General features: G+C 50.1%; 16 protein-coding genes. 11 read left to right on the top strand and 5 right to left on the bottom strand.

Annotated features, from left to right (window positions below):
• Positions 1–223: 223 nt before the first annotated feature.
• The 3 genes from H6F86_RS12870 (at position 224) to H6F86_RS12860 (ending at position 1518) form a co-directional block, all read left to right on the top strand.
• Entirely contained in the window at positions 224–841 is a 618-nt protein-coding gene (locus tag H6F86_RS12870) for an alpha/beta fold hydrolase (RefSeq protein WP_190448999.1), read from the top strand.
• Positions 842–1027: 186 nt separating this feature from the next.
• Entirely contained in the window at positions 1028–1258 is a 231-nt protein-coding gene (locus tag H6F86_RS12865) for a hypothetical protein (RefSeq protein WP_190448998.1), read from the top strand.
• The gene (locus H6F86_RS12860) at positions 1255–1518 is read left to right on the top strand and encodes a hypothetical protein (protein WP_190448997.1); all 264 of its coding nucleotides are present in this window, start codon (positions 1255–1257) and stop codon (positions 1516–1518) included. The genes H6F86_RS12865 and H6F86_RS12860 overlap by 4 nt, the downstream gene beginning before the upstream one ends.
• A gap of 121 nt (positions 1519–1639) precedes the next feature.
• On the opposite strand, the gene H6F86_RS12855 is transcribed toward H6F86_RS12860, so the two are convergent.
• Complete coding sequence (locus H6F86_RS12855; RefSeq protein WP_190448996.1) at positions 1640–2920, bottom strand: ATP-binding protein; 1281 nt, start codon at positions 2918–2920, stop codon at positions 1640–1642.
• A 132-nt stretch (positions 2921–3052) separates the two neighbouring features.
• Positions 3053–3754 (bottom strand): two-component system response regulator RppA, encoded by a 702-nt coding sequence (gene rppA / locus H6F86_RS12850; protein ID WP_190448995.1) that lies wholly within the window; start codon positions 3752–3754, stop codon positions 3053–3055.
• 166 nt (positions 3755–3920) lie between these two features.
• Here rppA and H6F86_RS12845 point away from each other — a divergent pair, with 166 nt between their 5' ends.
• From H6F86_RS12845 to H6F86_RS12835, 3 genes are all read left to right on the top strand, one after another.
• Positions 3921–4709, top strand: a complete 789-nt coding sequence (locus H6F86_RS12845) for a WD40 repeat domain-containing protein (protein ID WP_190448994.1) — start codon at positions 3921–3923, stop codon at positions 4707–4709.
• A gap of 51 nt (positions 4710–4760) precedes the next feature.
• The gene (gene folP / locus H6F86_RS12840; protein ID WP_190448993.1) at positions 4761–5639 is read left to right on the top strand and encodes a dihydropteroate synthase; all 879 of its coding nucleotides are present in this window, start codon (positions 4761–4763) and stop codon (positions 5637–5639) included.
• Positions 5640–6328: 689 nt separating this feature from the next.
• The gene (locus H6F86_RS12835; protein WP_190448992.1) at positions 6329–7018 is read left to right on the top strand and encodes a hypothetical protein; all 690 of its coding nucleotides are present in this window, start codon (positions 6329–6331) and stop codon (positions 7016–7018) included.
• Between the two features lie 426 nt (positions 7019–7444).
• On the opposite strand, the gene H6F86_RS12830 is transcribed toward H6F86_RS12835, so the two are convergent.
• Positions 7445–7984 (bottom strand): GAF domain-containing protein, encoded by a 540-nt coding sequence (locus tag H6F86_RS12830; RefSeq protein WP_190448991.1) that lies wholly within the window; start codon positions 7982–7984, stop codon positions 7445–7447.
• Positions 7985–8201: 217 nt separating this feature from the next.
• Between H6F86_RS12830 and H6F86_RS12825 the strand changes: the two genes are divergently transcribed.
• The 5 genes from H6F86_RS12825 to H6F86_RS12805 all read left to right on the top strand — a co-directional run bounded on the left by H6F86_RS12825 (position 8202) and on the right by H6F86_RS12805 (position 12689).
• Positions 8202–8711 (top strand): peptidase C15, encoded by a 510-nt coding sequence (locus H6F86_RS12825; RefSeq protein WP_242033500.1) that lies wholly within the window; start codon positions 8202–8204, stop codon positions 8709–8711.
• Between the two features lie 140 nt (positions 8712–8851).
• Entirely contained in the window at positions 8852–10240 is a 1389-nt protein-coding gene (locus H6F86_RS12820; protein ID WP_190448989.1) for a DUF3370 domain-containing protein, read from the top strand.
• Between the two features lie 10 nt (positions 10241–10250).
• Positions 10251–10685 (top strand): GNAT family N-acetyltransferase, encoded by a 435-nt coding sequence (locus H6F86_RS12815; protein WP_190448988.1) that lies wholly within the window; start codon positions 10251–10253, stop codon positions 10683–10685.
• Between the two features lie 21 nt (positions 10686–10706).
• Positions 10707–10949: a type II toxin-antitoxin system HicB family antitoxin gene (locus H6F86_RS12810; protein ID WP_190448987.1), complete on the top strand. Its 243-nt coding sequence runs from the start codon at positions 10707–10709 to the stop codon at positions 10947–10949.
• Between the two features lie 165 nt (positions 10950–11114).
• The gene (locus H6F86_RS12805; protein WP_190448986.1) at positions 11115–12689 is read left to right on the top strand and encodes a B12-binding domain-containing radical SAM protein; all 1575 of its coding nucleotides are present in this window, start codon (positions 11115–11117) and stop codon (positions 12687–12689) included.
• A 32-nt stretch (positions 12690–12721) separates the two neighbouring features.
• Here H6F86_RS12805 and H6F86_RS12800 read toward each other — a convergent pair whose 3' ends face one another.
• The gene (locus H6F86_RS12800; protein ID WP_190448985.1) at positions 12722–13417 is read right to left on the bottom strand and encodes an isochorismatase family cysteine hydrolase; all 696 of its coding nucleotides are present in this window, start codon (positions 13415–13417) and stop codon (positions 12722–12724) included.
• A 16-nt stretch (positions 13418–13433) separates the two neighbouring features.
• Positions 13434–14486: an ABC transporter substrate-binding protein gene (locus H6F86_RS12795; RefSeq protein ID WP_190448984.1), complete on the bottom strand. Its 1053-nt coding sequence runs from the start codon at positions 14484–14486 to the stop codon at positions 13434–13436.
• Positions 14487–14635: the final 149 nt, after the last annotated feature.

Raw genomic sequence — 14635 nt, 5'->3', positions numbered from 1 at the left:
CGCAACGGTTGGTAAAAGGTTTTTCTATTAAGCCTCACTACCAGACTCAAATTATCGCGGTTTTAGGCGTACATAAGGGCTAGTGTTGCGATTTATTAATTGTTTTTGCTGGCTTTTATTAATTACGTCTACCGCTTTAGACCATTTGCCTGTCTGTCCTATCACGATCGCGCCTGCCCTCTCCCTCGATCTAGACTCAAGACATGAGCATGCAGCACCCACAATGAACCCTTCAACACCCAAGCATCCCGTTCTTCTCCTTCATGGTATCTGGGATACAGGCACAATTTTTCGCCCGATGACTCGCTACCTCAACAGTTTAGGTTGGGAAACGCACGACCTCAACTTCACGCCCAACAATGGTGATGCCTGTCTGACTTCTCTAGCCCAGCAGGTTGCAGATTATGCCGATCGCACCTTTGCCCTCGGCACCCCCTTTGATTTGCTTGGGTTTAGCATGGGTGGCATTATTGGTCGCTATTATCTTCAGCGCTTGGGTGGACTCGATCGTGTGCAGCGCTTTCTTACCCTCTCGTCGCCTCACAACGGCACCTGGGTTGCCTATGGTTCTCTACGACAGGGCTGTATGCAAATGCGTCCTAACCATCCCTTTTTGCACGACTTGAATCGAGACATTAAAACGCTCGACCGACTCAACTTCACCTCCATCTGGACGCCACTTGATGCCATGATTGTGCCCGCCAGCAGCTCACAAGTGCCGGTTGGTCAAGATGTGAAGGTCTGGGTGCCCCTCCACCGCGATATGGTGTCTCACCCCCAAAGCCTTAAAGCCGTCGCCACTGCATTAGCTGAACCCGTGAAAGTTAAGAGTTCGCGCTAAAAATACTGAATGCAAAGAGCAGTAAATGTGACGTATTTCCTTTGTATTACTGCTTCCATTGTTGAAGCAATTGCAGCTCAAGTAGATGTTCAACTAGGAACAATAATAGTGATAGAAGCCAGTTAATCTCAACCGATGTTAACCTGTGGGACAAAGCTTTTTATCCACATCATTCCAAAAAACATTATGTCTTCTGCCGCCATTACTACGATTATCAAAATGGTCGAGTCGTTGCCAGATGAGTTGCAAGAGCAAGTTACAGAACATCTACGTGCTTATATTGCCGATTTGAAAGAGGATGTGCAATGGGAGTCTTCTTTTCAAAGAACGCAGAGCAACCTGATTGCTGCCGCCCGACGCGCCAAGCAAGAAATCGCGGAAGGTCGGGCAGTGCCAATGAATTATGAGCAGCTATGAAGTCTGCAACGTTGCCGTCTTTTTGGACTAACTATCGACAACTGGATGGTTCTGTTCAGAAGGCAGCACAAAAGGCGTATCGACTTTGGGAAGAGAACCCGTTTCATCCATCGCTGCATTTTAAGTGCATTAATAGCGAGGAAGGAATTTGGTCGGTACGAGTATCGCGAAGCCATCGCGCCCTTGGTGTCTTAGAAGGTGACACAGTGACGTGGTTTTGGATCGGCAATCATGATGACTATGAGCGCTTTTACTCGTGATTTGTCAGTAGAACAAATGAGTTATCCAACGTTGAGCATGGTTTGAGGTTCATTCGTCCTCGTTTATTGTCTCAACAGCAGCTTTAGCAGTGATCATGTTAAGCGTGTTAAACGATGAAACCTATCCTTTAAGCGGTAGCTCGATTTGAAAAGTTGATCCTTTTTCTACAGTACTGGTAGCGGTAATGCGTCCTCTGTGCGCGGTAATGATTTGTTGCGCGATCGCCAGCCCTAAACCAAAGCCACCTGTTTGCCGCGATCGTGCTGTATCTACGCGATAGAAGCGCTCAAAAATATGGGGCAAATCTGCCGCAGGGATGCCGATACCGTTATCTTCGACCTGAATGATGGCATGGCGTGACGTGGTTGAAAGGCGCAACTGTACATTGCCGCCTGACGGTGTGTATTTGAAGGCATTGCTAAGAAGGTTAGTCACAGCTTGCTTGAGCAGATCTGGGTCAGCGTTCAGCGTGACTGCTTGCTCCGGTAGCTGGCTAGTAAAGGTTAGCCCTTGTGTGGTTGCCTGAGCCGTTTGGTCATGGATGAGCGATCGCAGTAATGCTACTAAATCCACAGGCTTTAAGCTCTCTAAAGCGAGCGCTCCTTCGCGGCGAGAGAGAAACAGCAGATTACTAATGAGCGCACTCATCGACTTCGCTGTTTCGACAATCTTTTCGAGCCGCAAGTGCTGTTGTGCGCTGTCCTCAGGGGACATCAGCCCCACCTGGGCATTACTTAACACTGCTGCCAGTGGTGCCCGCAACTCATGGGATGCATCCGCTGTGAACCGTTGAAGCTGATCGTATGCCCGCCGCGTGGGTTGCATGGCTATGCCACCTAGAAACCAGCCTGTAATGCCGATGATACCTAGTGTGACAGGCACCCCCAATGCCAGATAGAGCCGCACACGATCGAGGCTTTCTCGAAGCGGTGTCAGTGGTTCCGCTACCTGGAGATAGCCTACCAATTGCTGATTCTGAAGCAGTGGGAGGGTGATTTGACGTAGCCACTGGCTCGACGGCTCACCTCCCTGCGAGCCAGCGATCGCGATCGTTTGGAACTCTGGTACTGCGGTCAGGCGTATGGGCGCAGGTAAGCCAATAAACCGGACTAGATAGCCTTTCGCGTTATACCAACGGACGTAAACTAAATCACTGCTGCGTGAGAGTCGATCGCTCCCCAGCCACGGTGCCTCTTCTGGCTCAATCTGCCACTGCCCCCTGTGCAGCCGAATTGTTGCACCAGACGCGATCGCCTTACTTTTCTTGTAGAGCGCCTGGTCAAACGCTTGTAGCTGACCCTCGACGCTTAAGTAATAGCTCACGCCTGCAAACAGGACAAGAATGCCCCCCATTGAGAGAGCAAACCAGTAAGCTAAATTGCGACGACTGCGGGTAAACATGGAAGGGCAAGAAGTTGTTAGTTGTTAGTTGCTAGAAAAGGCTAAGGGCTAAAGGCTAAAACAAAATACTCAAGCTTTCTCTCTCTGCCTCCCCTGCTGCCTCTGCGCCCTCTGCCTTCTCTTTCCCATTTCCTACTCCCCACTTCCCATTTCCTTACCTCTCTCCGGCGGCTGTAACCGATAACCCATGCCGTAGATCGTTTCTAGCCAGTCTTTAGCGTTCACGGCTTGCAAACGCTGCCGCAGCCGACGAACGAGCGTTGTGACAGCGTTGCTTTCTGGTTCGGTGCCCCAGCCCCAGAGCGCTTGCTCGATTTGATCGTGAGAGAGCACCTGGCGGGGGTGACGCATAAGGTATTCCATCAACTGAAATTCTCGGCTGGAGAGCTGGGTCGTCATCTGATGGCACTCAAGCGTTAAAGTGCTTAGATGTAGGCGCAGGGCGTCTAGAGATAGCAAATCGCCTTGCCAGAGAGGCGATCGCCGTCGCAAGGCGCGCACTCGTGCCAGTAGCTCTACAACATCAACGGGTTTGACCAAGTAGTCGTCAGCTCCAGCATCTAGCCCAGTCACCTTATCAGCGATCGTATCTTTTGCCGTTAGCATCAAGACAGGCGCAGTTTTACCAGACTGGCGATACTGCTGGCACAGGGCGACGCCGCTCGTGCGGGGCAACATCCAGTCAAGAATCAGCAAGTCATAGTCTTTTTGCGACATGAGCCACTGTGCCGTTTCACTATCCGCGATCGCATCCACAATATGACCCGCTTGCAAGAGTGCTGCCTGCAAGGGTTCCAGTTGTGCTAAGTCGTCTTCCACCAGTAGAATCAACATCGATCGCGGTGACGGTTCTTTCTGCTCTATCGTAGCGAGTGAGGAGTGAGGAGTGAGGAGTGAGGGGGTTTGAGTTAATTTAGCCTTCAGCCCTCTGCCTTTTCCCTTCAGCCCTCTGCCTTCTGCCTTCTATCTTCTGCCCTTCCCCTTTGCCTTTTACCTTCTCATGCAGCCTGGAGAATACGATGCAGTGCTTGGTGGTTCTAGCCCTTCGCCTATGGGCGCAATGGTGCTGGGTGGGCTGGAAGGTGTCAAGCAGCGCTTTGGTAGCGCGATCGTTGCCCAGCGGATTGCCGCACTGCTGGAAGCACATAAATATGGTCAAATCGAGCTAGATTTGCTGATTCAAGCGTTGCAAGACGAATCCACTCAGGTGCAGAAAGTTGCTTACTTGAGGTTGCAAACGCGCCAGGAATCCAAGGCGAAACGGGCACTGCAAGCGTATGACCCTTATGCATTATTTGAGAGTTTGGCGACACTCAAGGGGCACTTAAGCGGTGTGACGGCGGTGGCAATCAGCCCTGATGGACGATCGCTTATTAGCGGTAGTCGTGATGAAGTCATTAAAGTATGGGACTGGTGGGCGCAAGAAGAGATTTTTACGCTTAAGGCGCACTCGTTTGTCTATGCCATTACCATTAGTGAGGATGGCGAAACGTTTGCAATTCGCGGTCGTAATCACGTCATCAAAGCATGGAGCCTGCGAACAGGCCAGCAGATCCGCCCGGAAAAAGGCGCGCTGAGAACGATCGCCTCTGTCACCCTGACGGACGATCGCCACCTGATTAGCAGTAGCCAAAACGCCATCAAAATCTGGAACCTTAAAACAGGACGCGAACTCTGTACCTTGCAGGGGCACAGCAGTTTAGTGACAGCCGTAGCCGTAAGCGCTGATAAGCAAATGATTATTAGTGGCAGTGAAGATCGGACGGTGCGAGTATGGGGAGTGGCGTAGTGTACGCTGCATCAAGATGGGTCAGGAAACGTTTCATCAAGCTGGAGTCGTATGCCTAAAAACGAGTTGCCATCGGTATGGCAAGTGAGAAACCAAACGTTTGACTGGGGCGATCGCACGTATTTGATGGGAGTGCTGAACGTCACGCCGGATAGCTTTAGCGATGGTGGTTTGTTCCATGCACCAGAGGCAGCGATCGTGCAGGCACGTACGCTCATTGCGGCTGGTGTAGATATCCTCGATGTCGGTGGACAGTCTACTCGTCCCAATGCGATCGAAATCTCGCTGGATGAAGAGCTAGAGCGTGTGCTGCCGATTATTCAGGCAGTGCGGCAAGAGTCTGATGTGCCGCTTTCTATTGACACAACGCGAGCCAGTGTCGCCCAAGCCGCGATCGCTGCTGGAGCCGATCTGGTCAATGATATTTCTGGGGCAACCTATGATGCGGAAATGCTGCCAGTGGTGGCAAAGCTGGGGGTGCCGATCGTGCTAATGCACATCCGTGGTATGCCTCAAACCATGCAGCAGCTAACGGATTACGAGGACTTAATTAGTGATATTCTGACGTTTCTAAAGGCACGTATTGATGCCGCGATCGCCTGTGGCATTGACCGCTCTCGTATTGCGATCGACCCCGGCATTGGGTTTGCCAAAACCTATGCTCAAAATCTGGAAATTTTGCGTCGTCTACCTGAGTTTCATGCCCTTGGCTACCCGCTTCTTGTTGGCGCATCCCGCAAAAGCTTTATTGGTCACATTCTGAACCAGCCAGACCCTCAGCAGCGAGTTTGGGGCACAGCGGCAGCTTGCTGTGCGGCGATCGCAGGCAAAGCAGATCTGCTTCGAGTCCACGATGTTAAAGAAATGAAAGATGTTTGTCGTGTCGCGGATGCTTTGTTCAGATCCTACGTTCTGCACACCAAACTTTAGCTCGACTTTAGCCAAATTCTGAAATCCCCTTCTACTGACACCTCTAGAGATCAGCAAATTGCCAAACCTTTTAAGAAGATGCCTCAAAAGTTCACTTGCTTGTAGCTTTGGCGACTGAAGTTGTAGCTACATGAAAAAAAGCTGCTGCCCCAGGTTGCAAAACCCTTTCGCTCGGTTAGTCCGCGTCGGCGGACTTTGTTCTCATAGTTGCGGTTTTAACCGCCAGACACTTTTTATTTAAACATGCAAAGGTCCATCATCCAGACAGCATTGGGACAAGTTCCTGCACCTAGCATTACCCTCATCCTGGTAGAAAAAAGCTTGATGAAGCATCAAACGATGGTAAGGGCTGTGATCCTTGCTTCTACGTATAAAAGCTTAGGCAGCAGTGCTGACCAGTAAAGTTTAGATACTTTTTATGCAAAGAATATGTGAAGACCAGTCAAAATACTGGTAATACACGCAGAAGCCAACTAAATTTATCGCAATAGCAATAGAGCCGCTATGGATGCTCGTCATCCTTCAGGAGTAGGACTACAGACAGTCTAAATCCTAGAAAATCGACAAATAGAGGCTTCTCGCTTCTCTAGAAGTTAGCGTCTGGATGAGTGTCGCTATAAAGCATTTAACTCCATGTGCGAAGAACAATGAAACTAATAGATTATTTTGAACGTGTATACATAATTCACTTGCCCGAGCGGACCGATCGCTATCAAGCATTAAGCCGTGAACTGGCAGCTATTGGGGTTGATATTAAAGGACCGAAAGTTCACCTACCACCGCCCCCCCGCCCATCGGAGCCGAACGGCTTTCCTTCTATCGGCGTTTACAGTAACTTTATTAGACACCTTGGTATTCTTAAAGAGTGTTTGAAAGACGGTATAGAAAGAGTTTGGATACTTGAGGATGATGCCATTTTTCGGCGACAGCTTCGGCAAGAGAATGAGCAGGAAAAGCTGATCAATCGATTAGACAAAGATGACTGGGGCTTATGTTACCTTGGTCACGCGATCGAGCAGAGTGCTTTACGCTCTTATCCAACCGGTCTTGTACCGTTTAAGGAAGAATTCCTCTGGGCACATTGCTATTGTGTTCATGCCCGCGTACTGCCTCAACTCGTGCACTATTTTGAAGAAACGCTGCTGAATCCTCCAGGTCATCCTAGGGGTGGTCGCCTCTACATTGATGGTGCATTTAATCTTTTTCGCTGTCTTCATCCAGATGTCGTTTGCCTGGTAAGTAACCCTAATCTATCCAGTCAAAAAGGCTCACCAAGTAGTCTGGCAAACAGAAACTGGTATGATCGAGCGATAGTTTTCAAGCCTCTTGTTACAGCGGGCCGCTCCATTCGTGACGAGCTATGGCGGTTAAGTAGCTAAGACAGCTTTGTAAGTTATAGAACTAGCAATCAGTAGTTTCGACAAGTGATTCTTTTCTCAGTTCTTTAGATTACATTAATAGGTAATCTGATCTAAAGAACTGAGAATATTAAAAGCTTTTGAGATGGCTGGTCCAACTTATATTCTGTATATTTCAGCTCAGATAAATAAACTTCAGATGCAAATGCCTTTAGCGAATCCATAGCTAAAAAAGTTCCCAAGCAAAGCGCCTGGGATCTGTGTGAGGTGTGACTAGTTAAACGCGAACGTATGGATATTAGCAACGTGAGCTAGCGCCTTCCTCAATCTTTAGGCATCCATTCATCTCTACCAGAAGACTGACGACAGCTTCAAAACAGCGCTTGACTAGATATATACAACGGGCAAAAGCCTCTTGTGCTGCTTTATTAAGGATTCCTAACAAGATTAGCTGCCTCTAATCTCAGGCGCGGTTGCCAGCGTTGCCGCACCCCGTTGCATCGCTTCCACATCGTTAGCTGTCCAGACGCGAGAACTTTGGCAGTGATGCGCCACTAGCAAGCCCCACAGTCCTTTTGGCGTAAGAACAGGCACAACGAGATTTGCCCGCACGTTCATGCTGCGTAGAAAGTCGCGATGGCACGCCTGAATTGGTTCCACTTCGATATCAGCGATCGCTCGCACCCGTCCTGCCTCATACATGGCAGCATAATCACCGTTGAAACACTCATCGGGTCCAGTTGAGCCAAAGATGGTGTATTGTGCATCGCTGAGGGATTCAAACGTGACTCGTCCCTGCCATTGACGATAAAAGTAGTACAGCACTAGGCGATCGACTTGCAGCAATTCTCGCAACTGGCTCGTTGTTTCCTGGATGAGTGCATCGCGCTGCAACGTGCCAGAAAGACGCTCAAAAACATTTTTTAGCCGACGCTCGGTCTGGTTTCCCAGAACGGTATTAAAGGCTTTGTTAGGATCAGTACTCACAGCTTTAGAATGTTCCGCTCACTCAAAGACATGAATTATGATCGTAGCTGCAAATTGAAGCAGCAGGGTCTTGAATCTGCATTTTTTTAGCGCTGCCCCTGCGATCGTTGCTGTAGCAGGCGTTTTATACAACTGCAACAGCATCAACGTGAGTGCATAATGTTTTCCTGACTTCTGGTTACTCGCGTTTCACCACGGTATGCCCAAGCAGCTTCTATTGACTTCATTTGATATCTGGGAACCTCATCACGTTTCTAATGCGTCTGATGACCTGCTGGCAGCAATGGAGCAGCAACGGCTGTTAGCTTGCATTGAGGCAAAGATCAAACTATTACGCAAAGTGCCCGTTGATTTTGCACTTGCGCCTCAACAAGTCATCGCTGAAAGTGATGCTTTAAAGCCAGATCTTATTCTCTGCTGTGGTATGGCTGAGAGCCGAACACTCTTAACCCTGGAATCAAATGGTAAGCATCAGTTAGACGCGCAACTAGACATTCTTTGGACGACGATCGACATTGATCGCCTGGTAGAAAAAATGCTGTTTACCAAAGTCAGCCATGATGCTGGAGCGTTTGTTTGCAATCATCTTTATTACTCAGTTTTAAAGCATATTGAAAGCCATCAACTACGCTGCCAATGCCTCTTTGTCCATGTTCCCGTTTTAACTAAAACGAATCTTTCCCCCATACTGAAAGACTTCCATACGCTTCTACAAATGCTTGCCTAGTCTTACTTAAAGCACCTGGAGCTTGTTGGCGAAACTCAGAGAATAGCTCAACTGTTTTAAGAACGATCGTGGTGTATGCTCGTTTGGATTAGCTGATCATTTCGCTTCTAAAACTCATCTACAGAGATAATTTAGTATCCATGCTTTCGTTGTTTTCTAGCCTCATTCTGGCGCAAACCACTCCAGCCGTACCAACGATGACTAGTCAAGAAGTAGTGGTGCCACAGCAAATGCGATCGCTGCCAGGACAGCTTGATGACGTATTAGTTTTCAACAGCAATAGTCCCGAATTGGTGCAGGAAGAAGGAATTCTGCTCTCAACGTTTTCGCCACAGGGAAAACAGACCCCTGACGCACATTTAGACGTGCCGTTGCAAGGACGCTTTGATGTGTTTGCTCACCATATTGCTAAGGCTAAAGCAGACGATTTACGCACGCTTTATCTAGGCATTGTGCTGCACAATCCGGGTAGCCAGCCCATTACAGTTGATGTGTTGCAGGCTGCCAGCTACCTCAGCCAGCCAGATGCCCCCTTTGCGACCCTGCCACCGTCTGTCGAGAATCCCACTGGCGATGTCTTTGCGGGACCCGGTAGCCGTGCAACAGATGCAGTGTTACGCGGACGACGGCAAAGCGATTTTCCGGCGCAGCTTGCCATTCCCCCCGGTGAAAGTCGGTTGCTGCTGAACGTGCCGATTCCAGTCAAAACGCTGACGCCACCGTTAAATGGACGATCGACCGTGATGCGGCTTCGCAGTACGGGTCGGGTCTATGCTGCCAGTCTTGCTAAATTCGCCACCCAGAATGCCGATGGCAGCGAAACGGCTCCTACCCTGGAGGAGTGGCAGACGTTGTTGGAGACTGGCAAGCTAGCGACACCGCGCGATCGCACTCCAACGCCGCTTGAGCAAACCAAAGGGGCAATGGTTTATGGGCGCGTTGCTGGCGTTGCTCAAGGCTCACGGTGGATCGCCCAAATTGTTGACTCTGAGCAAACCAGTCAGTCCAACTTGCAGCAATGGTCTCTTGCTATTCCCCAAACAGGGCAGGCGTTTTCTTACGGACTCAGTACTTTGCTGCGCGGTACGTTAGGCACTGGGCAAGTGCAGTCAGCGCCGATGGTGGCACGGTATCCCGATACGGCATATCAAGCGCATGGCAACTATGCGATCGAGTACAACCTGACGCTGCCCTTGCAAAATACAACGAATCAGCCGCAAACCGTGGCGATCGCCCTCGAAACGCCAATCAAAGAGGAGCAACCCAAGGAAGGACTCCGTTTTCTGGAACCACCTGCCAAACAGGTCTTCTTTCGTGGCACGGTGCGCCTGCGTTACAACGATGATCAAGGGCTACCCCAAACACGCTATGTGCATCTCGTGCAGCGTCGAGGGCAACAAGGCGAACCGCTAATCGTGATGAATCTGGCAGCGGGCGATCGTCGTTTGGTACAGGTCGATCTCCTGTATCCACCCGACTCCACGCCGCCGCAAATCCTGACGGTAAGAACGTTAAAGGGTGAGGAGTAAGAAGGTAGCAATGATTAAATACCGGGAGAACGAGAATCTGTCCTTTGAAGAATATTATGACTTTTTGAAACGGAGTGATCTTGGGGGGCAATACCCTAAAGAGCGTTTTGAGGAGAGAATCAGAAGGCTCTTGGCTAGGCGGTCAGTTGCCATCACTGCCAGGAATGATGAAGAGAAACTAATTGGGATAGCCTTCGGTGCTACAGATTTTACCTACTTCCTTTTTGTCACAGATCTCGGCGTCGATAGGGCTTATGCAAAACAAGGCATAGGAAGTGAATTACTGGTTCGCCTTCAAGAGGCGGCTGGTGGAAAAGATGATATTACGGTTGTTACTGTGGCACATGAAACTGCTACAGGCTTCTATGAGAAGTGTGGCTACGTCTCTGAGAATCGTCTGTTCTGGAAGCGCTGCAATCTCTGGAGCGAATTTAAAGTAATTTAGATCAGCGTGATTGAGAACGGTATGCAAACCAAATGGGCGAGCCGTGAATCTCTAGAACACTATCTCCACCTCCGCTATCCGATCACAGTGTATCCAGAGCCAGAAGGTGGTTACGTAGCGATGATCAAAGATCTGCCGGGGTGCATTACGCAGGGCGAAACGCCGGATGAAATCATGGCAAACATTGAGGAAGCACGACAACTTTGGATTGAAACGGTATACGAGAACGGCGACGAGATTCCGCTACCGTCTGATGCTTTCTAGCTGATGAGTGAGGTTTTCGTTTTTCGGACGATCGCGATCGCCCCAATGCTTAAGATGTACGCAAGTTTTCTCAAAAGAATAAATAAGCGTTGATAATCGAGCTGTTCCTAGCAATACTTTTTTGCTTAGTTGAACAATTATCGTAGCTGTAGGCTCGGATCTTGTATGCGCGTTTTACTCCTCTATCCGCTGTTTCCAAAGTCGTTCTGGTCGTTTGATAAAGCCCTCGAATTAGTCGGACGGAAGGTTTCGTTACCCCCCTTGAGCTTGACTACAGTGGCAGCAATTTTGCCACAGACCTGGGAATTTCGGTTAGTCGATCGCAACGTGCGGTACGAGAGTAGTGCCGACTGGTACTGGGCAGACCTGGTAATCATCTCTGGAATGATTGTGCAAAAGCCCGATATGCTCTACCTCATCGAGTCGGCAAAGCGGCAGGGTAAGCTAGTAGCCGTAGGTGGTCCCTATGTTACCTCTGTGCCCGAAGTGGCGCAGGCAGCAGGAGCAGATTTTTTGGTGCTGGATGAGGGCGAAATCACCTTACCCATGCTGGTCAGTGCCCTGGAACGCGGTGAAACCTCAGGAGTCTTTCGAGCGGGCGACGAAAAGCCTGCCGTAACAGATACGCCCGTGCCCCGGTTTGATTTACTAGACCTAAATGCTTACGGCGATATGTCGGTGCAGTTCTCGCGGGGGTGCCCCTTTCAGTGCGAGTTTTGCGACATCATCGTGCTGTATGGACGCAAGCCACGTACAAAAACACCTGCTCAATTGCTGGCAGAGCTACAGGCGTTGTATGACCTGGGCTGGCGACGATCGATCTTCGTGGTCGATGACAATTTCATTGGCAATAAGCGCAACGTCAAGCTGATGCTGAAGGAGCTTGCTCCCTGGATGAAAGCGCACGGCTATCCCTTTACTCTGTCTACTGAAGCATCAGTGGATCTGGCACAAGACCAGGAATTGCTCGACTTGATGATTGCCGCGAACTTTACGGCTGTCTTTTTGGGCATTGAAACGCCAGACACCGATAGCCTCTCCATGACGCAAAAGTTTCAGAACACCCGTAATTCTCTGGTAGAAGCAGTCAATACTATTAACCGGACCGGTCTGCGGGTGATGGCTGGGTTCATCATCGGTTTTGATGGCGAGAAAGCAGGCGCAGGCGATCGCATCATTGATTTTGTGGAAGCAACTGCCATCCCCCAGGCGCTTTTTAGTATGCTGCAAGCGCTGCCCAACACAGCTCTGTGGCATCGGCTCGAAAAAGAAGGACGGCTGCGGGCAGACGATGGCGAAGCCAACATTCACCAAACGACGCTCACTAATTTTGTGCCAACTCGTCCACTTGAGGAAATCGCGCGGGAATACGTCCGTTGCTTCTGGGAACTGTATGAACCCGATCGCTATCTGGCGCGAGTCTACCGTCACTTTTTGTCAATGCAGCCCAGTCCCAACAAAGCAAAATTCAAGCGGCCAGGGCTGGTAGACATCCGGGCAATGCTCACTATTTGCTGGCGGCAGGGTGTGCAACGCAGCACCCGCGTCCAATTTTGGCGGCAGCTCTTTTCGATCCTGCAACGCAATCCTGGTGTGTTCAAGCATTACTTGACCAACTGTGCGCTGTTGGAGCACTTCATTGATTACCGCGAGATTGTACGCGCAGAAATCAATGCAAAGTTGGCAGACTATACCCCGGAAGAGGCAACGGCGAAAGTGGAAGCGATCGCGGTCAACTAAACGCCTTTGTAGGGATGTTAGAGGTGACGTCCCTACAAAGAGCGTCCCTCTTTCAAAGCTAGAAGCGTGTCAGACGTAGTGACCCAGCCGATCGCGCCATTTTCGCCCAGAATGACCGCGATCGCGGCTTGATGTTCGGTGTCACTAAACGCAGCACAGCAGTCTTCTAGCAACAGGCAGTAGAAGCCAAGATCGCTGGCGTGGCGGTAGGTGCCCAACACGCAGCATTCAGTCGTTACGCCTGTCAACAGGAGATGGGTGATGCCGCGATCGCGCAACTGTGCTTCCAGATCAGTGGCAACAAAGGCAGATTGAGCGGGTTTGTCGATCGTACGTTCTGTCGGTAAGGGGTGGAACGCATCCAGCAGAGCCGTTCCTGCTTCGCCCTGCACAAGAAATCTTCCCATGTTTCCCAGTGTGCCGACTGGATACCCAGCATTGGTATACCGGAGCTGTTTGCTGGGGGAGACATCGGACAGATCGGCTCGATGGCTTTCGCGGGTATAGACAACCAGAATGTCGTGGTGGCGACACCACTCAACCACTGTTTGAATGCGAGGCACGATCGCAGTAACAGCCGACAAATCAACACCCAAATTATGACCACAGAACCCGTCTGGATGGCAGAAATCGTGCTGCATATCGATGACTAGCAGTGCGGTTGTGCCCAGGGCGATCGAAAACGGGTGTGGTGTCGCCGCCACAGAGAGAGAAGCATGACCAATCATTCGCGCTGTACCGTTGTTATTTCATCGCTGTAACGTATTGCGGTTCCAGCACTTTTGCAAGATCCGGTACGGTTTGAATTTGTCCCTGGTCTTTCAAAAAGGCTGCCAATTGGGTCATCGGCTTCAGCAGGTATTGGTTGCTTTTGGGATCACCTAACATCGCTATGTTCGTTGCTCTATCAGGTATCTGAATGCCTTTAAGCTGTTGATCGAGTTCTTCTGGTTTAATCTTCAGCTTGGCTGCACCAATTTTCAAACCTTCTTCACGATTGCTCTTCAAGAACTCAACGCCCTTGAGGTTGCCTTCCACAAACGCCGCAACAGTCTTAGGATTTGCCTGCGCGAATGCTGAGCTGAAGATGTAGAGGTCAGCGATCGCCGTGGGCATTTGCTTCGAGCTATAGATAACTCGTCCGTCTTTCTGCGCCGCGATCGCCTGATCACTAAACGGTGAATACGAATAAGCTATTTCCACTTTGCCCGCCTGGAATGCTGCTGCTGCCGCATCAGGTGGCGTGTTTATAAGCGTCACATCTTTGCCCGTTAAGCCAGCTTCAGCAAGAATTTGCAGCAAGAAGAAGTGACCAATGCCACCTAGCTCAACGGCGATCTTTTTGCCTTTAAAGTCTTTGATACTTTGGATGCTGTTACGCGCCAGCACAACATCGGCACCGAGGGACGTATCTTCCACCGTCACCACTTTAAAGTCCATGCCTTTAGATGCCAGCGTGACAGCTTCAGACGTTACAGGTGCCAGCGCATTAATTTGACCTGAGATAAAGGCTGGAAATCCCTGTGCCACAGTATCAAAGACTTTAATGGTGAGATCCAGCCCTAAGTCCTTAAAAAAGCCTTTTTCTTGAGCAATATGCAGCGGTGTGTTGCCAATCCAGGTAGTGATACCGATCGAGGCTGGTGCCACTCCACCGGCTGTCGTCGGTGCAGAAGACTGCGCGGTTGGTGCTTCGGGCGGTTTGGCACAGGCATGGAGACCTGCTCCTGCGATCGCCCCTGTCATCATCCACAAAGCTTGGCGACGTGTCCAACGGGGCGACTTAGAGAAATTCATCAATCCTGCCATCCTTGTAAGCTAACGAAGAATTGTGACATTTGTATAAAGCCCAGAATGCAGCAAGTAATACAGCAAGCGGAACGCGATTGTGAGGGCGAAGTGAGGGATTAGGGATGAAGGATAAAGGCTAAAAGTTTTGAGCGATG

Origin of the sequence: Phormidium sp. FACHB-592 (assembly GCF_014695795.1) — a bacterium.
GTDB lineage: Bacteria > Cyanobacteriota > Cyanobacteriia > Leptolyngbyales > Leptolyngbyaceae > Stenomitos.
Note: the sequence above shows the minus strand (reverse complement) of the source record. Positions and strands in the feature narration are given on the sequence as shown.